Here is a 17,178-nt window from a genome sequence, read left to right on the forward strand (position 1 = left end):
CCCCTCTTCAGCAGCGACAAAGCCAGCACAGACGTCACCGCGAAGCTCACCCCGACAACGCCCAGGCTCAGCCACGGCGACACGTCGCTGACGCCGAAGAAGCCGCAGCGAAAGCCGTCGATCATGTAGAAGAACGGGTTCAGGTGGCTGATGCCGAGCCAGAAGCTTGGCAGCGAGTGCACCGAGTAGAAGACGCCGGACAAAAACGTCATCGGCATGATGATGAAGTTCTGGAAGGCGGCGAGCTGGTCGAACTTCTCGGCCCACAGGCCTGCGATCAGGCCCAGCGTGCCCATCAGGCCGGCGCCCAGCACGGTGAAGACGAGCACCCACAGGAAGTTGTCCATTCCCGGCGGCGCAAACCACACGGTCACCAGCAGCACGCCGGCGCCCACCATCAGCCCGCGCACGACGGCCGCGCCGACGTAGGCGACGAACCAGGCCAGCGGCGACAACGGCGTCAGCAGCAGGAAGACCAGGTTGCCGGTGATCTTGCTCTGGATGAGGCTGGACGAGCTGTTGGCGAACGCGTTCTGCAGCACGCTCATCATCACCAGGCCGGGAATCAGGAACTGCGTGTAGCCGACGCTGTCGTAGACCTTCACATGGTCTTCAAGCGTGTGGCCGAAGACGAGCAGGTACATCACCGCCGTCAGCACCGGCGCGCAGACCGTCTGGAAGGCGACCTTCCAGAAGCGCAGCACTTCCTTCTTGAAGAGGGTCGAGGCGCCGCTGAATGTGTGCACCCTTCGCGCTTCGCGCTGTCCCGCCAAGCGGGAGCGAGCTTGCTTGGGACGGCCCGGCGCGGCGCTCATGCGTGCTCCCCCTGCATGATTTCGAGGAACACGTCCTCAAGGTCCGCGCGGCCGATCTCCAGGTCTTCGACCGCAACGCCCGTGGCGCGCAGCTCGGCCAGCGTCGTCTCGACCTCGTGGGCGTCATGCGCCGTGACCTGCACGATGCGCCCCGTCACCCGCGCCCGCGCCGCGATGTCGGGCGGCAGCGCCGCATCGGTCTTGAAGCGCAGCATCGTCGACGCCGTGCCGGCCAGCAGCTGCGAGGTGCGGTCCAGCGCCACGATGCGGCCGTTCTTCAGCATGCCGATGCGCTGGCACAGGGCCTCGGCTTCTTCCAGGTAGTGCGTGGTCAGCAGCACCGTGTGGCCCTCCTTGTTCAGGCGGGCGATGAACTGCCACAGCGTCTGGCGCAGCTCCACGTCGACCCCGGCGGTCGGCTCGTCCAGCACGATGACCGGCGGGCGGTGCACCAGGGCCTGGGCCACCAGCACGCGGCGCTTCATGCCACCGGAGAGCTGGCGCATATTGGCGTTGGCCTTGTCGGCCAGGCCCAGGTTGTGCAGCAGCTCATCGATCCAGTCGTCATTGCGCTGCACGCCGAAATAGCCGCTCTGGATGCGCAGCGATTCGCGCACGCTGAAAAAGGGGTCGAAGACCAGCTCCTGCGGCACCACGCCCAGCGCCTGGCGGGCGGCGGCATAGTCGTCGACGACGTCGTGGCCCATCACGCGCACCCGGCCCTCGGTGGCCCTGGTCAGGCCTGCGAGCACACTGATCAGCGTCGTCTTGCCGGCGCCGTTGGGGCCGAGCAGGCCGAAAAACTCGCCCGCTTGGATGTCAAATGACACACCGTCCAGCGCCTTGACCTCCCCTCCCCGGTATGTTTTCTTGACGTTCTCGAAGGAGATGGCGGGCGGGGAACTGTGGTTCGGCATAGCCTGCGATTCTAAAAGTTGGCCCGACTTCGGCGCTGATCACTGCCAGAATCCCCCGCGATGCCCACGCCCAAACGCCCACGCCGCACCGCCGAGCGCATCCTGGAGGTCACGCTGGATCTCTTCAACAGCTTCGGCGAGCCCAATGTGTCGACGACGCTGATCTCGGCCGAACTGAAGATCAGCCCGGGCAATCTCTACTACCACTACCCGGCCAAGGACGAGCTGATCAATGCGCTCTTCGGCCGCTACGAGGCCGAGCTCAACGAGCTGCTGGCGGCGGCCGACAACGTGCGCAACGTGGAGGACGCGTGGCTGTTCTTCCACATGCTCTTCGAGCTGATCTGGAAGTTCCGCTTTCTCTACCGCGACTTGAACGACCTGCTGTTCAAGAACCGCCGGCTGGAGACCCACTTCCAGACCCTGCTCGCCGCCAAGGAGCAGGCGATGCGCAACGTGCTGTCCGGCCTGCATCTGGGCGGCGCGCTCAAGATGGACCTGCGTGAAGCCGCGCCGACGGCCAACGCGATGGTCGTCGTCGTCAGCTACTGGCTGAGCTACGAATACGTGCGCGACCCGCGCCATGCACTGGAGCCCGATCGCGCCGGCATGGCGCTGATGCGCGGCGCCTTCCATGCGTTGAGCCTGCTGCTACCCTATCTTGAGCAGGCGTCCAAGGACCACCTCTTCAAGCTCGCCGGTCAATACCAATCACCCTAGGAGACAAGCCATGGCCAAGTGGACCGCCTTCCCGTACGACAACAGCGCCTTCGTCTACACGCCGGCCACGCTGAAGAAGCACTGGGCGCGGCTGCATGCCGGCGATGCCGAGCCCGTGCCCAAGGACGCTGCCGTCTTGCAGGCCTGGGCCCACTTCCACGCCGGTGATTTCCAGGCCGCCTACGACGCGGGCCTCGCCGCAGGCGGCGCCGGCATCACCGTCGCCAACAAGGCCCAGGGCATCTACGCCAACTACCTGGAGAAGAAGGAGAAGGTGAAGCTGGAGATGTTCCTGGAGATCGCCGAGCGCGCCGAGGCGCAGCAGGCCGACGAGCCCAAGAATCCGAATGCCTACTACTGGCAGGCCTATGCCATCGGCCGCTACGGCCAGGGCATCAGCGTCGCGAAGGCGCTCGCGCAGGGCCTGGGCAGCAAGGTCAAGAATGCGCTCGAGACGACCATCGCGCTGTCGCCCAAGCATGCCGACGCCCACATCGCGCTGGGTGCCTTCCATGCCGAGGTCATTGACAAGGTCGGCAAGCTGCTGGGCCGCACCCAAGGGGCCGATGCGGCCACCGGTCTCAAGATGTTCGAGCAGGCCATCAAGCTCAACCCGACCAGCGCCATCGCGATGATCGAGCGCGCCAACGGCCTGGTCATGCTGGAGGGCGACAAGCGCATGAAGGAAGCCGAGCAGCTGTACGCCGACGCCGCTGCCTGCGAGGCGATGGACGCGATGGAGCTGCTCGACATCGAGCTGGCCAAAGAGGAACTTGAGGACTAGTTCACGCTGGCGCAGCTCGGTCGTGAAATTCGTCACGGCCCGGCCTCCCGCGCCTCCGGGGGTGCAAGCCCGGCCCTCGCAGCGTAAGCTTCGCTCCCATCAGCCACCCCGCAAACGAGACCGCGCCATGAAGCTCCTGATCCCTGCCGTCGCCGTCGTTACCGCCTTCTCTGCCCAAGCCAGTAACAAGGGCACGCCCGAGCAAGCCGAGCTGCGCGCCGAGTGCGCACAAAGCTACAGCGACACCAGCAGCATCGCCACGCCGGTCGCGTCCAACGAGTACCAGTTCGTCTACGCCAATGGCAAGTACAAGGGCGAGGCCAGGCCTGGCAAGCTGCTGCCCTGCACCACGCAGCAATACGCCGCCTACCTGGACAACAAGGCTGACCCGGCCAAGGTGATGAACGCCTACCCGACCGCCGCCGGCCGCCCGACGACCAAGAAGAAGGCCGAGCCCTCCCGCCTCTGAACGGTTTTCCCAGATGTTTCACAAGGCGCTCTCCGGAGCGCCTTTTGTTTTTGCGGCTGGCTCGCGCGCACGTGCATTTGTCGCCACCAAGGCCTAAGCTAGATAGCACTCCCCGCCGCATGGAGGTCAACCATGAGAGTTCTTGCAACGGCAATCGCCGCTCTGGTGTCCACCCTCCCCGCACTCGCCGCCAACACGCCTGCGGATCATGCCCAGGCGTTCTTGCGCGACGGCTGCTCGCAGAGCTACGCCAGCTACAACGCCCACCACCCACCTGGCAACCCCGGCCCCGCGTTCACCGGCGAGCGCTACAAGGGCGACAACCGCTACTACAACGACGCCAAGCCCTGCGACGAAGCGCAGTACGCGCTCTACCTGGAGAAGGCCGACCCGGCCACGGTCGCCCTGGCCCACCCGCCCTCGGCCGGGAAGGCGAAGTCCAAGAAGCCTCTTGCCAACGCGACCGCAACCGCCGCCAAACCGAAGTAGACGGGCGGCGGTTCAGGTCGCGTCGCCCCCCCAGGGCATCATCAACGCGAGCACCAGCAGCTTCTCGAACTCCGGTGCGAAGTTGGCGATGATGGCCTCGGGGTCGGGGCACAGGCCGCGGTCCGTGATGAGGCCGAATTGCACGCGGCCGGCATAGGTCAGGATGCTGACCCCCATGCCGATGTCGCCGGACTGGGGCACCCAGAACATCACCTTCTCGACCGTGGCGCCGCAGAACTTCAGCGCCTTGTCGGGCCCCGGCACATTGGTCATCACGGCCGTGGCCTTGCGGGCGAAGATGTTGAGCATCGCGTGCTGCACCGGCTTGATCAGCAGGCCCGCCACCGACAGCAGGCCGAAGGCCATCACCGGCTGGAAGCTGCCCTTCAACTCGCTCATGCGCGCCCGCACCGCGAACAGCCGCTCGACGGGGTTGGCGATGCCGATGGGCAGCACCAGCGGCACCAGGCCGAAGCGGTTGCCCAGCTGCCAGGCCTGTTCCAGCGGACGCAGGTTGACCGGCACCATCGCGCGGATCTCCTTGCCCGCCGGGTCCTCGCCCTTGTCCGCCAGATAGCGGCCGATGGCGCCGGCCGCGCAGGCCAGCAGCACGTCATTGATGGAGGCGCCGAGCGCCTTACCGACGGCCTTGACTTCGTCCAGCGCCAGGCTGTCGTCCCAGGCCACCGTCTTGGTCGCGCCGGGCTTGCCCTTGAGCCGCGTCGGCGAGTCGTCGGGCATCAACGCGAACGCGGCCACGTCGGACACCGCCTGGTAGCCCATGCGGGCCATCTCCATCGAGGCATCCATCGGCGTGCCCGCCGCCATCATCGTGTCCACGCCCTTGGAGACGCCCTTGCCGGTCAGGCCGATGGCCTTCACGGTCATGTTGCTGATGGGGCGCAGAAAGGCGTCGAGCAGCCAGTCGGGCTCCTCCCCGACGCGGGGCGCACGCCGGGGCGGCGCCTGGCCGCCATCGGTGATGGACAGCATCACGGCGATCAACGCGATGCCGTCGGCAATGCAGTGGTGGATGCGCGCGATCAGCGCACTGGTGCCGTCGCCCATGTCCTCGATGAGCTGGAACTGCCACAGCGGATGCGCCGGGTCCAGTGGCTCCGAGCACAGTTCGGCGACGCGCTCGCGCAGCACCTGGTCGCGGCTCTGGCCGCGCAGCGGCAGCGGCAGCTCGGCAATGACATGACGCGCGATGTCGAAGTCGCGGTCCACCACCCACTGCGCGCCCAGCAACGCGTCCTCGACGACCTTCTGCCGGAAGCGCGGGTACTGCAGCAGCCGCTCCGCGACGCGCTCGCGCAGGGCGGTCAGCGTGATGCCGGGGCGGATGGACCAGACGCCGACGATCATCATCAGGTTGGCCTCGGTGTCCATGCGCAGCCAGGCGGTATCCACCTTGGACATGCGTTCGCTGGTCTGGCCCATTCGGTCTCCTCGATGTGTTGTTCTCGCGGCCTAAACTGCGGGGCCCCCGTCGATTGTCATGAGATTCGACGCCCCTATCAGCCTGGAGAACCCCGTGAGCCTGAAAGACCAATTCGAAGCCGCCGTCGCCGACTCCAAGAACTTGTCAGAGCGGCCCGACAACGCCACCCTGCTCAAGCTCTACGCGCTCTACAAGCAGGGCAGCGCCGGCGACGTCGACGGCAAGCGCCCCGGCTTCACCGACATGGTCGGGCGCGCCAAGTGGGACGCCTGGAACGAACTCAAGGGCACGTCGACCGACGAGGCCATGCAGCAGTACGTCGACCTGATCGAATCACTGAAGTAGATCGACGCAGTCGACCGGAGGGAACCGGCTTCAGGCCGGTTTCTTCTTGGCCGGCGCCTTCTTGCTGGCGCCTGCGGCCAGCAGCGAGTCGAGCTCCTTCTCGATCTCGCCCTCAATGGTCTTCTTGAAGGCACCGAGCAGAAAGCCCAGCTGGGCCACCAGCTCGAAGTGGTCTTGCGCCACCGTCAACTCACCCTTCACGCCCGAACGCGTGAACTCCACGGTGTCGCCGTCGGCACCCTCGTGCACCGTGCAGGCCATGTCGAACTTCTCTTCGACCTGTTCGGCCCATTGCCAGGCGATCTCGCGTGCCTTCTTCAGGCCCAGCGCGTGGTCTCGGTGAATGCGGATCTCGGCCACGTCGGCTCTCCTTGGGTCGGTGGATGCCAGCGCGGGCGCTGCGCTGCACGGGCTGGCAGGCCAGCGGCTGCTGGTGCGCTGCACTCTACGCGAGAAGCCTCGTGTCGCATCTGGCAGACCCTCTGCCTGCCTGTTTACACGCATACTTCGGCGCCTAAAAGGCGAGCGACAAACTCGTGCCCAGGGAGAACCCATGCGCCTTGTCGACCCCAACCCCCACAGCCTCGACCCCCTCACCGAAGGGCGGCATCACTTCCATGCTGCCGAGCCCGACCACGAGCAGGCCGTCTACTGGTTCCGCGTCGCCGCCGATTCCGACAATGCCGAAGGGCTGGCCATGCTGGCCCTGTGCCAGCTCGAAGGCCTCGGCCTGCCGCGCGAGCCCATCCAGGCCCGCGAGCGCCTGGAACGCGCCGCCAGCGCGGGCAGCGTGACGGCGAAGTTCCACCTCGCCCGCATGCTCGTGGCCGGCTGGGGTGGCGACCCCGATGCGGCCCGCGCCGTCGCCCTCTACACCGCCGCCGCCGCCCAGGGCCATGCCGATGCCACCTTCAACCTGGCCAGTTGCCTCGACGCCGGCTGGGGCTGCCAGCCCGACCGCCTGGCCGCCAAGGCCTTGTTCCTGCGTGCACGTGCGCTGGGCAGCCCGCTGAGGGCCCCGGGCCTGCGCATCCGCAAGCGCGAGCTGGTCGCCGTGCGCGAACTGGTGCGGCGCCTGGACCACGGCGCCGAACTCAGCCGCGCCATCGAGGAGCGCCAGCTTGAGATCACGCTGATGCACGAGCTGGCCAGCAACCCCGCCCGCCAGGCGATGCGCAGCCATCAGCAACGTCGCCGGCTGCTGCGCGCGGCCAGCATCACCGCCGTCATCGCCGGCCTGGCTGCGGCCCTCGGCGGCCTGTTCGGCTGGCGCAACGGCGGCCCGCTGGCGCATGATGCCGGCCCCACCTCCACCGCCTGACCATGTCTCGACCGCTCCCGCTCAACACCCACCTGATCGACGTCGGCCCCCTCGTCTACGGCTGCATGGCCCTCGGCGGCGACTGGTCCGGCGGCCCGGTCACCGAGGCCGACATCGCCCATGCCCACGCGGCCGTCGAGGCGGCACTGGGCATCGGCATCACGCTGTTCGACCACGCCGACATCTACCGCCGCGGCAAGGCCGAGGCCGTGTTCGGCGAGCTGCTCAAGCGCGACGCCGGCCTGCGCGCCAAAGTCAGACTGCAAAGCAAGTGCGGCATCCGCTTCGGCGATGACACGGCACCGGGCCGCTACGACCTCAGCGCCGACTACATCGAGAAAAGCGTCGACGGCATCCTGCAGCGCCTGGCCGTCGAGCGCATCGACATCCTGCTGCTGCACCGCCCCGACGCGCTGATGGAACCCGCCGAGGTCGCCCGCGCCTTCGGCCGGCTCAAGGCGGCCGGCAAGGTCGGGCACCTGGGCGTGTCCAACATGCACGCCGGGCAGATGCGCTGGCTGCAGACGGCGCTCGCCGAACCGCTGGTGGTGAACCAGCTGGAGCTGAGCCTGGCCAAGCTGGACGCCATCGACGCGGGCACCACCTTCAACGACCCGCAGGCCGCGACAAGGCCGGGCGGTGTCGGCTGGGCGGGCACGCTGGAATATGCGCAGCAGCACGGCGTGCAGCTGCAGGCCTGGGGGTCGCTGGCGCAGGGTCGCTTCAACGACCCGGTGGCGTCGGCTGCGGCCAAGGCCGTTCACGAGATCGCCGAGACCCACCGCACCACTGTCAACGCCGTGTTGCTGGCCTGGCTGCTGCGACATCCGGCGGGCATCCAGCCGATCATCGGCAGTGGCAACGCGGAGCGGATTCGTGACTGTGTCGATGCGGTGAAGATCCAGCTGACGCGAGACGAGTGGTACCGGCTGTATGTGGCGGCGCGGGGGCAGGCGTTGCCTTGACAGTCAACCGCGCACCGCAGAACCCCACCACCGCCCCGGATTGCCAGGACAAGCCATGCTGCCGCTCAAGTCAATCACCCCGTTGGCCGTCACGCTGCTCGCATCGACCGCCGCCCTGTCTGCTGGGGTCGATGGCGCGACGCCTCGCCAGAAGGCGATCGAACCCACCCTCCACGCTGCCGAGCCGGTACGTTGGGACGGTGTGGACCGCCAGATGTTGAAGCGGATCGACGCTCAGGCCGGCAAGCCCGCTGCGCCTAAATTCCCGGCTGAAATCCGATGAAGCCGCCGGCCGACGGGCCGACGGGTCAAGCCGCACTGACCAGCGGTTGCCTCGGATGCAGCCTCGCCATCGTCAGCACATCCTCGTAGACGCCATTGCGCAGCGCATATGCCTTGAGCCGCCCTTCATGCTCAAAGCCATGCCGCCCATACAGCCGGATTGCGCGCGTGTTGTCGTGATAGACCGTCAGCTCGATGCGCAGCACCTGCGCCCAGTTGTCGGCGTAGTCCAGCAGCGCCGTCATCAACGCGTTGCCCACGCCTTGGCCTTGCGCGGCCTTGGCGACCGTGACGCCCAGGCCCATCGCATGGCGGCGGCGCACCGAGGGGCCGACCGGGTGCAGACCGGCCAGGCCCACGGGTTTGTCGTTCAGCACGGCGGCCAGCACCAGCTCGTTGGAGCCGGGTGCCGGCGGGTTCATGCCGGCGATGCGCTGGGCCCACATTTCCTCGCTGGCAAACGGCAGTTGCAGCGTGCCGCCATAAACATCCGGATCGCCAAACTGTTCGGCGATGGCCGCAGCGTCAGCGGGCTTGACGCGTCGCAGGATCAGAGTCATTGGAGCCTCCCTCAAGGCCCCGCAATGTAGCCCGACGCTCCTCCCGCGACAGCGGCACCAGCCGCTCGACGGCCGCGTGAAACTTCACCCAGTCGCGCCCCTCGCGTTCGAACAACCGCATGAAGGCTGGCACCAGCTCGTCATAGGCTGACAGGATGGCAAAGCTGGCGTTGTTGGCGCGCTGGAACCAGGCCTCGTAGCCGGGCGCCTCCCTGGGCCCACGCTCGCGCAGCTCGGCCATGACGGCGGCCTTGGCGGCGGCGCGTGATTCGGCCGGGCCGGCATACACCGCCTTGAGCCGCTCACGCCCCTCGCGCGCCAGCGCCAGGAAACGCGCCCGCCGAGCACGGCCGGCCTCGAAGGCGGCCAGCGCTTCCGGCCGGGCTGCCAGCCATTCGCGCGCGCCCAGCAACTCCACGGCGCTGGCATAGGCCTCGTTGAAGCCGGTGTCGTCGCTGGCGTAGACACGCTGGTGCGACAGCTCGTGGAAGATCATCGCCGCCAGCTCGCCCTCGGGATAGCGGATGAAGGTATTGAGCAGCGGGTCGCCCCCGAGCCAGCGGCTCCAGCCCAGCGTCGAATAGGCAGGGATGGGCTGCACCTGCACCTCCCAGCCCTCGGCCTTCAGCAGCTCGGCGCGCTTACGGGCCTCGTCGAGGTTGAACCAGCCCTGGTAGCCGGCGCAGCCCATGAGGGGGTAGCACCAGGTCTTGAGCTCGAAGCCGAATGCGGGCGCGGCGACGATGTTCCAGACGACGGCAGCGCGGCCGAGGTCGGCATAGCGGCGGTAGCTGTTGTTGTCGGGCAGGGCCAGGCGCGTGCTGGCGAAGTCGCGCATCTGCTGCGACAGCCTCAGCCGCTCGGCCAGCTCGGGCGGTGTGGCGGGGTCAGCCAGCCAGTCGCTCACCGGTTTGGCCGCGCGGACGATGCCAAGGTGGCCGCCCGCCGCCTGACCCCAGTGGCCGACGGCGCTGCAGCCGCTCAGCGCGAGTGCAGCAACGGCGACGAACAGCGCGCGCAGGGTCAAGCGGGTTCGACCTGCACCAGGCAGTCATAGAAGGCCGGCGCGTTGCCCATGTCGGTCAGGCGCTGGTGCGTCACCTCGTTGACGTTGCTGCCCTGCGCGCCGAGCTTGCGCCACCACACGCCCAGGCCGTTGACGACGCCGGGCCGCGCGCGGGTGCTGACCTTGAGCCGGGCGACGTAGCGGCCGCGGTCGTTGAAGGCCGCGACCATCGCGCCATCGACCAGGCCGCGCTCGACGGCGTCGCCGATGTGCATTTCGATCAGCGGCTCGCCCTCGATGTCGCGCAGGCTCTTCACCTTGACGAAGCTGCTGTTGAGAAAGTTGCGCGCCGGCGGCGAAATCATGGCCAGCGGGTATCGCCGCGCCAGTTCGGGCGAGCTGGCAGCGCTCTCGTAGTTCGGCACGAAGTCAGCGCCCGCCGCCTGGGCGCGGCCGGTCGGCGTGCGAAAGCCGCCGTCGGCAAACGGCGCCTCGGGGATGGGCAGGGGCAGCCAGCCCTGCTCGCGCAGCCGGGCCATGTCGATGTCGGCGGTGAAGGCCTGGCCGGCCAGCTGCTCGTCGGTGTCGCTGAAGCAGGGGTCGGTCAGGCCCAGCGCAGCCGCCAGCTCGCGGAAGATCTGCGTGTTGGGTTTGGCCTCGCCCAGCGGTGCGATGGCCGGCTGGTTCATGAGCACGTCGGTGTGGCCGTAGCTGGTGTGCACGTCCAGGTGCTCCAGCTGCGTGGTGGCCGGCAGCACATAGTCGGCCAGGTCGGCCGTGTCGGTCATGAAGTGCTCAAGCACGACGGTGAACAGGTCCTCGCGCTGGAAGCCCATCACCACCTTGGGCGACTCAGGCGCCACCGCGACCGGGTTGCTGTTGTAGACGACCAGCGCCTGGATGGGCGGGTCGGCCTGCAGCAACGCGTCGCCAATGGTGCTCATGTTGACCATGCGCGGCTGGCGCCCGGCGAGCAGGTCGGGCCGCTCAAGATCGGGGTTCTTGAAGGGCGCGTTCCAGCCCGAGGCCGACAGCAGCACGCCGCCGCTCTGATGGCGCCAGGCACCCGTCAGGCAGGGCAGCAGCGCGATCAACCGCACGGCATTGCCGCCGCCGCGCACGCGCTGCAGGCCGTAGTTCATGCGGATGGCCGCCGGCTTGCTCGTGCCGTAGTCACGCGCCAGCTTGCGCACTTCGTCGGCGGTGATGCCGCAGACCTCGGCGACGCGCTCGGGTGGCCAGTCCAGGGCCTTGCCGCGAAGTTCGTCCCAGCCGTCCAGGTACTGCTCGATGTAGTCGCGGTCCAGCCAGTCGTTGGCAATCAGCTCATGCATCAGCCCCAGGGCCAGCGCGCCGTCGGTGCCAGGAAGCACGGCGATGTGCTGATGGCATTTGTCCGCCGTCTCGGTCTTGCGCGGGTCGATGCAGACCAGCTTGGCGCCTTCACGCTTGGCCTGGTTCGCATAGGTCCAGAAGTGCAGGTTGGACGCGATGGAGTTGCTGCCCCAGATGATGATGAGCTTGGCGCCCGCGAAGTGGCGCGTGTGCATGCCCAGCTTGTGGCCATAGGTGGCGGCGAGACCCGCGCCGCCGGCCGAGGCGCAGATGGTGCGGTCCAGCCGCGCGGCGCCCAGCGCGTTCCACAGGCGGCCCGCCATGGCCTCGCCCTGGATCAGGCCCATGGTGCCGGCGTAGCTGTAGGGCTGAATGGCCTGCGGGTCCTTGATCGCCTTCAAACGCGCGGCGATGTCGGCGATGGCCTCGGCCCAGCTCACTTGCACGAAGGCCGGCGCCTCGGTCTTGCTGCTGACGCGCTTGAGCGGGTGCAGAACACGCTCGGCGTGATAGGTGCGCTCGGGGTAGCGCGAGACCTTGGTGCACAGCGCGCCATGCGTGTTGGGGTGGTCGGCGCGGCCCTGCACCTTGATGACACGCTCGTTCTCGACGGTGACCTGCATGGCGCAGGTGTCGGGGCAGTCGTGGGGGCAGGCGCCGAAGACGGTACGAAGGCTCATGGCAGTGGCGATGCGGGCAGAGGCGCGATTGTGGCGCGCGGCGTGTTGCCTTGCCCGCGCCGGGTCACCCTCACCGCCGGGTCATGCGCTTTCCTCCTCCAGCGCCCAGGCGCAGCTGAGCAGCCCCAAGCCCAGCAGCACCAGGTGCATGACCACGAGAGAGGCGCCAACGTCTCCGGCCAGCCACTCGCTGGCTGCGCCCTGCACCAGCGGTGTGGGCAGCAGTGACAGCCACGCCAGCAGGCCGCCAACCAGGGCCGCCCCGGGCACCAACGCAGCGCGCAGCCGGCGGCGCTGCGGCAGCGCGGACATCACTTGCGCCGAGAAGCCGTCGTCGGCAACGGCGCCTTCAAAGCCGCTGCGCAGCAGTTCGTCGATGTGCTGTTCGCTCAGATCGTTCATCCTTGGTCCCTCCCTTGCTTGCCCTGCGCCCAGTCCTGCAGCAGCTGGCGCAGCTTCGCCTTGCCGCGCGATACATGGGTCTTGACGCTGCCCAGCGGCATGCCCATCACCACGGCAGCCTCCTCATGGCTGAGCCCCAGTTGCACGCAGTAGAGCAGCGCCGCGCGCTGGTCGGTCGACAGGCGCCGCATGGCGGCATCCAGATCGAGCTTGAGCTCGGGCGTCGCATGCAGGGCGGGGTGCGCGCCGGCCTCGACGAGATCCAGATCCACCGCCCCCTGCAGCTGCCCGCGCTTGCTGCGCAGGAACTGCAGGAAGCAGGAGTGGGCGATGCGGTAGAGCCAGGTCCCGAAGCGGGCGTCGCCGCGAAACTGCGCCAGCTTGCGCCAGGCGATGACGAATGTCTCCTGCGCCAGATCGTCGGCCGTGGCCGGATCGTCGAAGAGCAGCCGGCGCAGCTGGGCGCGCACCAGCCCCTGATGCCGGCGCACCAGCAGCTCGAACGCACGCGTGTCGCCATCGCCGACGGCCCGCGCCACCAGGGTCGCGTCGATGCGCGCCTGCGCCTCCTGGTCATCCACGCGCACTGCCGCGACGGGCCAGAGTCCAGTTGCCCAGGTAGGCCAGGCCCAGCGCCGTGGGCAGGATGCCCAGGCCCCACAGCTCGGACAGCGGGTGGCCCAGGTGGTAGTTCAGCGGCAGCGACACCAGCGTGGCGCTGAGGCCGGCGCCGCCGGCAAGAAGCACCAGGGCACGGCGCCGGTCGCACTGCTGCGGCGTGGCCTCGCCGGGCAGGGTCGCCGGCAAGGCCGCACCGGACTCGACCAGCTTCAGCAGAAACTGGTAGCGCATTTCGGCGCGGACGCGGCGGTATCGCAGCACCAGCGCCGTGATCAGGACGGGCGGCAGCAGAACCAGCGCCGGAATGATGAACATCGCAAGTGTTTCCATGGGGCTTGCTCAAGGGTGGTTGGGAACGGGCTGATCGGCGCCAGCGCCGGCGCTGGCAGCCTTCGGGTGCTCGACTGACTATCGTCGCGCAGGAAGCGAGGCTTCCACCAGGGCGCTCAGCCATTCGCGCATCGCCGTGGCGGCGTGGTCCTGGTTCGCCAGCACGGCGATCACCAGGCCGTCGTCGGGGTAGAAGAGGAACTCGGCCGAAATGCCCGGCGCCCCGCCGTTGTGGCCGACCCAGCGCCGCGCCGGCGTGCCGCCCACGCTGAACAGATAGCCGTAACCGATGGGGCCGGTCTGGCCGCGGGCCTCCCAGAGGGTTTCGAGCTGGGGCCGGGTCAGCAGGCGCTCCTGCTTCAATGCGCGCGCAAACGCATGCAGATCGCGGACCGAGGCGTATCCGCCACCTGCGGCCGATCCACGCAGGCTCAGCGTCTGGCTGTTGTCCTGCCATGAGCCCGCATCGGTCTTCATATAGCCGAGGGCGAACTTGGCGCTGCGGTCATCGCGCCGGAAGTGGTCGGCCCAGCGCATGCCGGCGGGCTCGTAGATGTGCTTGCGGATGTAGCTGTAGTAGTCCATGCCGCTGATCGCCTCGATGATCAGGCCCAGGATGACCGGCCCGCCATTGCTGTACTCGAGGCCCGCGCCGGGTTCGAACAGCAGCGGCTGATCGACAAAGGTCTGCAGGAAGCCCAGCTGCGTGTCGAGCTCGTGCCGCCGTGCCGCATGGGCTTCGTTCCAGTAGGAGCCGACACCGGAGGTATGGGTCAACAACTGGTGGATCGTCACCTGGTCACGGATCTTGGCATTCGGGAAGTCCGGGAGATGCCGCCCGACGCGGTCCTGCCAATCCAGCTTGCCCGCGGCCTGCAACTGGGCGATGGCGATGGCGGTGAACATCTTGTTGATCGAGCCCAGATTGAACGGGGTGTCGATGAGGTTGGCTCGCCCGGCCTGGCGGTCCGCCATTCCCGCCGCCCGCGCATGGATCAGCTCGTCGCCGCGCGCCACCAGCACGGCCCCGGAGAATCGGCCGGCCCTGGACTCGGCCTTGATGCGCGCGTCGATGGCAGCCGGCAGTTGTGCCGGCTTCACCGCAGTGACCTTCGGCGGCAAGGGCCTGACCGCGAACTTCTCGATCAGCGGTGCCGCATCGCCCGCGAGGGTGATCTTCAAGGACACGCGTCGCCCATCGCTCAGGGTGTAGTGCAACTCGCCCTCGCGAGGGCCGCCGAGCACCTCGGTGGGCCGCGAGGACGCCATGTCCGACCCCAGCACTTCAGCGAGCGTGGCAAAGGTCTCGAGCAGACCGGCGTCGCCGTTGCGCTCCCGCATGCCGGGGCTGAAATAGCGCTGCAGCAGCGCCAACCTATCCTCGGGCTTGGCCGTCACGACCTGCCAGAACTGCGCCGCGCTCTGCCTCATGAGCCCCTGTGAGGCCTGGCCGCTGGCGGCCTCGGGCCGCGCATTCGCCACGGCCGGGCTGGACAGCGCCAGCGCCGCCAGCCAGACCGCCGTGATACACCGGCAAAGGCCTCGATTCAAGCTGATCATCGTTTGCTCCCACTGCACCGCCACATCGGGGTGCTTCGGAGGCTTGGATGCACACAACCCGTCGCCTGGGTTCAAAGCCGCGGCATTTATTTTTCGGAAGGCGCTGCGGGCCGCCCCGCTCAAGCCGCCGGCAGCACCAGCCTTGCGATGCAACCCTGGGGCGCTGCGGGCAACAGCGCCGCGCTGCCGCCATGCCTCTCGGCAATCTCGCGCACGATGGCCAGGCCCAGGCCGCAGCCCTCCCCCGTCGTCGCGCCGCGCACGAAGCGCTCGAAGGCGCGCTCGCCCAGGCCCGGCGCGAGGCCGGGGCCGTTGTCTTCCACGTCCAGCCACACATCGTCGCCCGCGCGGCGCAGCCGCACGGTGATGGTGGCGCCCGCGCCGGCATAGCGCAGCGCGTTGTCGATGAGGTTGACGACGGCCTCGCGCAGCAGCAGCTCCACGCCCTGCACGCGCTGGCCCTCATTGACGATGTCCACGCCCAGGTCGCAGCCGGCAGCCAGCGCGCGCGGCACCCATTCGGCGGCCACCTCGCGCACCAGGCGGTCGCAGTGCACCGCCTGCCAGCCCTGCGCGGCCACGGCCTCGGGCTCGGCGCGGGCCAGCACCAGCAGTTGCGACACCAGGCGGGCACTGCGCACGGCGCTCAGCAGCACGCGCTCCAGGCGCTGGCGCAGCACGGGGTCGGTGGTCGCCTCCAGCGCCAGTTCGGTCTGGCTCTTCAGGCCGGCCAGCGGTGTGCGCAGCTGGTGGGCGGCGTCGCTGATGAAGCGCCGCTGCGTGGCCAGGCTGTGCTGCACCTGGCCCAGCAGCTCGTTGACGGCGCCGGCCAGCGCGCGCACTTCGGGCGGCGCGGATTGAAGCTGCACGGGATCGAGCGCATCGGCGCGGCGGCCTTCCATCTGCCGCTGCAGTTCGGCCAGCGGCTTGAGGCCCTTGCGGATGCCGGCCCACACGCCCATGCTCATCAGCGCGATCAACAGGGACAACGGCAGCGCCGTGTCCAGCAGCATGCGCCGCGCCAGCAACTCCCGCGGCGCGCTGGAGCGGGCGATCTGCACGCGCAGCGCGGAGTCTGCCGCGCCCGCGGCGCCCAGGTGCAGGTCCAGCGACACGACGCGCATGGCCTCGGGCACGGTGGCATCGAAGAACACCGGCTCTCCCAACGCTGCCGTGCGCGGCGGCGGCGGCAGGCGCGCGTCGCCCAGCAGCAGCTGGCCGGGTGGCGAGCTGACGGCGTACATGACCCGGTCCTCGGGATCGGCGGCCAGGATGTCCTGGGCCGAGCGCGGCAGGTCGACGAACAGGCCGCTGGCCGTCGGCCGGATCTGCCGGGCCAGTGCGCGGGCGGCCTGCAGCAGGCTGGCATCGACCAGTTCGTCGGCATGGCGGCTGGCCACGCGGTAGGCGCCGAAAGCCGCCACCATCCACAGCACGATTTGTGGCAGCAGCAGCCACAGCAGCAGTTGCCGGTGCAGCGAGCGGCTGGGGCCTATGACCATGACGGGAGACGGATGCGTTGCCACTCAAAAGCCTGCGAGCAAAGCCTGAGGCGAAGCTGGGGTAGGCCCCCAGCGGGGCCGAGCAACGCCGCGCGCAGGCTTTTGAGTGACAACCCTTCGGGAGAGGGTCTGCGCGGGCGCATGACGTCGTTGCGCGCCTTGCCTGGGCATGAGCCCAGGCGGCGTCGCACGCCTAGCCCTGCACCCGCGCAGGCCCTCTCGCACCGGCTCCCGTCATGGTCATAGGCCCTCGCGCTCACGGCGAGGCCGTCGCTTCGAGCAGGTAGCCCAGACCACGCACGGTGCGCACGGCCAGCCCCGAGCCTTCGAGTTTCTTGCGCAGGCGGTGGATATAGACCTCGATGGAGCCGCCATCGTCACTGCCCCAGGCCTCGGCGATCTGCTGTTTGGTGACGACGCGGTCGCGCTCGCCGACCAGCAGGTCCAGCAGCGTCCACTCGCGCGGGCTGAGCTCCAGCGCCTGGGCGCCCACGCTGGCGCGGCGCGCGGCGCGGTCCAGCGTCAGGCCGCGCAATTGCTGCGCGGCACCCGCCGGCCGGCCGCGGCGCAGCAGCGCATGCAGGCGCGCCTCCAGCTCGGGAAAGTCGAAAGGCTTGGTCAGGTAGTCGTC

At 68.7% G+C, this 17,178-nt stretch carries 21 protein-coding genes; 8 read left to right on the top strand and 13 right to left on the bottom strand.

The annotated features are described in order from the left end of the window. Both ACT6S0_RS20080 and ACT6S0_RS20085 read right to left on the bottom strand, forming a co-directional pair. A partial coding sequence (locus tag ACT6S0_RS20080; RefSeq protein WP_444765556.1) for an ABC transporter permease occupies positions 1-746 on the bottom strand: 746 nt, incomplete at its 3' end. 65 nt (positions 747-811) lie between these two features. Then, on the bottom strand, positions 812-1,732 hold the full coding sequence (locus ACT6S0_RS20085; RefSeq protein WP_444765557.1) for an ABC transporter ATP-binding protein: 921 nt from the start codon (positions 1,730-1,732) through the stop codon (positions 812-814). Positions 1,733-1,792: 60 nt separating this feature from the next. Here ACT6S0_RS20085 and ACT6S0_RS20090 point away from each other — a divergent pair, with 60 nt between their 5' ends. From ACT6S0_RS20090 to ACT6S0_RS20105, 4 genes are all read left to right on the top strand, one after another. Beyond that, positions 1,793-2,452 carry a TetR/AcrR family transcriptional regulator gene (locus ACT6S0_RS20090; RefSeq protein WP_444765558.1) on the top strand — a complete coding sequence of 220 codons (660 nt, stop codon included), beginning with the start codon at positions 1,793-1,795 and terminating at the stop codon, positions 2,450-2,452. Between the two features lie 10 nt (positions 2,453-2,462). Further along, positions 2,463-3,236, top strand: coding sequence for a hypothetical protein (locus ACT6S0_RS20095; protein WP_444765559.1), 774 nt, complete (start codon positions 2,463-2,465; stop codon positions 3,234-3,236). A gap of 127 nt (positions 3,237-3,363) precedes the next feature. Beyond that, positions 3,364-3,705 carry a hypothetical protein gene (locus tag ACT6S0_RS20100; RefSeq protein WP_444765560.1) on the top strand — a complete coding sequence of 114 codons (342 nt, stop codon included), beginning with the start codon at positions 3,364-3,366 and terminating at the stop codon, positions 3,703-3,705. Between the two features lie 132 nt (positions 3,706-3,837). Next, entirely contained in the window at positions 3,838-4,194 is a 357-nt protein-coding gene (locus tag ACT6S0_RS20105) for a hypothetical protein (protein WP_444765561.1), read from the top strand. 12 nt (positions 4,195-4,206) lie between these two features. Here the strand turns inward: ACT6S0_RS20105 and ACT6S0_RS20110 are convergent, their stop codons facing one another. Continuing rightward, the gene (locus ACT6S0_RS20110) at positions 4,207-5,637 is read right to left on the bottom strand and encodes a wax ester/triacylglycerol synthase family O-acyltransferase (protein WP_444765562.1); all 1,431 of its coding nucleotides are present in this window, start codon (positions 5,635-5,637) and stop codon (positions 4,207-4,209) included. Between the two features lie 94 nt (positions 5,638-5,731). Between ACT6S0_RS20110 and ACT6S0_RS20115 the strand changes: the two genes are divergently transcribed. Continuing rightward, positions 5,732-5,983 (top strand): acyl-CoA-binding protein, encoded by a 252-nt coding sequence (locus ACT6S0_RS20115; RefSeq protein WP_444765563.1) that lies wholly within the window; start codon positions 5,732-5,734, stop codon positions 5,981-5,983. A 30-nt stretch (positions 5,984-6,013) separates the two neighbouring features. Here ACT6S0_RS20115 and ACT6S0_RS20120 read toward each other — a convergent pair whose 3' ends face one another. Continuing rightward, positions 6,014-6,343 carry a polyhydroxyalkanoic acid system family protein gene (locus ACT6S0_RS20120; protein WP_444765564.1) on the bottom strand — a complete coding sequence of 110 codons (330 nt, stop codon included), beginning with the start codon at positions 6,341-6,343 and terminating at the stop codon, positions 6,014-6,016. Positions 6,344-6,536: 193 nt separating this feature from the next. On the opposite strand from ACT6S0_RS20120, the gene ACT6S0_RS20125 reads away from it, so the two are divergent. From ACT6S0_RS20125 to ACT6S0_RS20135, 3 genes are read left to right on the top strand one after another with little or no spacing between them, the layout of a single operon-like run. Continuing rightward, positions 6,537-7,304: a tetratricopeptide repeat protein gene (locus ACT6S0_RS20125; protein WP_444765565.1), complete on the top strand. Its 768-nt coding sequence runs from the start codon at positions 6,537-6,539 to the stop codon at positions 7,302-7,304. A 2-nt stretch (positions 7,305-7,306) separates the two neighbouring features. After that, positions 7,307-8,269, top strand: a complete 963-nt coding sequence (locus ACT6S0_RS20130) for an aldo/keto reductase (protein WP_444765567.1) — start codon at positions 7,307-7,309, stop codon at positions 8,267-8,269. Between the two features lie 55 nt (positions 8,270-8,324). Next, on the top strand, positions 8,325-8,552 hold the full coding sequence (locus tag ACT6S0_RS20135; RefSeq protein ID WP_444765568.1) for a hypothetical protein: 228 nt from the start codon (positions 8,325-8,327) through the stop codon (positions 8,550-8,552). A 25-nt stretch (positions 8,553-8,577) separates the two neighbouring features. Here ACT6S0_RS20135 and ACT6S0_RS20140 read toward each other — a convergent pair whose 3' ends face one another. From ACT6S0_RS20140 to ACT6S0_RS20180, 9 genes are all read right to left on the bottom strand, one after another. Beyond that, a complete protein-coding gene (locus ACT6S0_RS20140) occupies positions 8,578-9,111 on the bottom strand; it encodes a GNAT family N-acetyltransferase (RefSeq protein ID WP_444765569.1) in 534 nt (177 codons plus the stop codon). Beyond that, on the bottom strand, positions 9,077-10,138 hold the full coding sequence (locus ACT6S0_RS20145) for an aminopeptidase (RefSeq protein WP_444765570.1): 1,062 nt from the start codon (positions 10,136-10,138) through the stop codon (positions 9,077-9,079). Before ACT6S0_RS20145 ends, ACT6S0_RS20140 begins: the two co-directional genes overlap by 35 nt. Continuing rightward, positions 10,135-12,132: a molybdopterin-containing oxidoreductase family protein gene (locus ACT6S0_RS20150; RefSeq protein WP_444765571.1), complete on the bottom strand. Its 1,998-nt coding sequence runs from the start codon at positions 12,130-12,132 to the stop codon at positions 10,135-10,137. The genes ACT6S0_RS20145 and ACT6S0_RS20150 overlap by 4 nt, the downstream gene beginning before the upstream one ends. An 81-nt stretch (positions 12,133-12,213) precedes the next feature. Continuing rightward, positions 12,214-12,534: a hypothetical protein gene (locus ACT6S0_RS20155; protein WP_444765572.1), complete on the bottom strand. Its 321-nt coding sequence runs from the start codon at positions 12,532-12,534 to the stop codon at positions 12,214-12,216. Then, positions 12,531-13,115 carry an RNA polymerase sigma factor gene (locus ACT6S0_RS20160; protein WP_444765573.1) on the bottom strand — a complete coding sequence of 195 codons (585 nt, stop codon included), beginning with the start codon at positions 13,113-13,115 and terminating at the stop codon, positions 12,531-12,533. Before ACT6S0_RS20160 ends, ACT6S0_RS20155 begins: the two co-directional genes overlap by 4 nt. Beyond that, on the bottom strand, positions 13,108-13,485 hold the full coding sequence (locus tag ACT6S0_RS20165) for a DUF6249 domain-containing protein (RefSeq protein WP_444765574.1): 378 nt from the start codon (positions 13,483-13,485) through the stop codon (positions 13,108-13,110). Before ACT6S0_RS20165 ends, ACT6S0_RS20160 begins: the two co-directional genes overlap by 8 nt. A 78-nt stretch (positions 13,486-13,563) precedes the next feature. Further along, positions 13,564-15,036 carry a serine hydrolase domain-containing protein gene (locus ACT6S0_RS20170; RefSeq protein ID WP_444765575.1) on the bottom strand — a complete coding sequence of 491 codons (1,473 nt, stop codon included), beginning with the start codon at positions 15,034-15,036 and terminating at the stop codon, positions 13,564-13,566. Positions 15,037-15,164: 128 nt separating this feature from the next. Continuing rightward, positions 15,165-16,547 carry a sensor histidine kinase gene (locus ACT6S0_RS20175; protein WP_444765576.1) on the bottom strand — a complete coding sequence of 461 codons (1,383 nt, stop codon included), beginning with the start codon at positions 16,545-16,547 and terminating at the stop codon, positions 15,165-15,167. 256 nt (positions 16,548-16,803) lie between these two features. Next, the coding region (locus ACT6S0_RS20180) for a response regulator transcription factor (RefSeq protein WP_444765577.1) at positions 16,804-17,178 on the bottom strand (375 nt) is incomplete at its 5' end.

This window comes from Roseateles sp. (assembly GCF_052436255.1).
Lineage (GTDB): Bacteria > Pseudomonadota > Gammaproteobacteria > Burkholderiales > Burkholderiaceae_C > Pelomonas.

Excerpts from the sequence above, each read along its gene's own strand:
- ACT6S0_RS20085 (WP_444765557.1), bottom strand. The coding sequence starts at position 1,732 with ATGCCGAACCACAGTTCCCCGCCCGCCATCTCCTTCGAGAACGTCAAG.
- ACT6S0_RS20090 (WP_444765558.1), top strand. The coding sequence starts at position 1,793 with ATGCCCACGCCCAAACGCCCACGCCGCACCGCCGAGCGCATCCTGGAG.
- ACT6S0_RS20095 (WP_444765559.1), top strand. The coding sequence starts at position 2,463 with ATGGCCAAGTGGACCGCCTTCCCGTACGACAACAGCGCCTTCGTCTAC.
- ACT6S0_RS20100 (WP_444765560.1), top strand. The coding sequence starts at position 3,364 with ATGAAGCTCCTGATCCCTGCCGTCGCCGTCGTTACCGCCTTCTCTGCC.
- ACT6S0_RS20105 (WP_444765561.1), top strand. The coding sequence starts at position 3,838 with ATGAGAGTTCTTGCAACGGCAATCGCCGCTCTGGTGTCCACCCTCCCC.
- ACT6S0_RS20110 (WP_444765562.1), bottom strand. The coding sequence starts at position 5,637 with ATGGGCCAGACCAGCGAACGCATGTCCAAGGTGGATACCGCCTGGCTG.
- ACT6S0_RS20125 (WP_444765565.1), top strand. The coding sequence starts at position 6,537 with ATGCGCCTTGTCGACCCCAACCCCCACAGCCTCGACCCCCTCACCGAA.
- ACT6S0_RS20130 (WP_444765567.1), top strand. The coding sequence starts at position 7,307 with ATGTCTCGACCGCTCCCGCTCAACACCCACCTGATCGACGTCGGCCCC.
- ACT6S0_RS20135 (WP_444765568.1), top strand. The coding sequence starts at position 8,325 with ATGCTGCCGCTCAAGTCAATCACCCCGTTGGCCGTCACGCTGCTCGCA.
- ACT6S0_RS20140 (WP_444765569.1), bottom strand. The coding sequence starts at position 9,111 with ATGACTCTGATCCTGCGACGCGTCAAGCCCGCTGACGCTGCGGCCATC.
- ACT6S0_RS20150 (WP_444765571.1), bottom strand. The coding sequence starts at position 12,132 with ATGAGCCTTCGTACCGTCTTCGGCGCCTGCCCCCACGACTGCCCCGAC.
- ACT6S0_RS20155 (WP_444765572.1), bottom strand. The coding sequence starts at position 12,534 with ATGAACGATCTGAGCGAACAGCACATCGACGAACTGCTGCGCAGCGGC.
- ACT6S0_RS20165 (WP_444765574.1), bottom strand. The coding sequence starts at position 13,485 with ATGGAAACACTTGCGATGTTCATCATTCCGGCGCTGGTTCTGCTGCCG.
- ACT6S0_RS20175 (WP_444765576.1), bottom strand. The coding sequence starts at position 16,547 with ATGGTCATAGGCCCCAGCCGCTCGCTGCACCGGCAACTGCTGCTGTGG.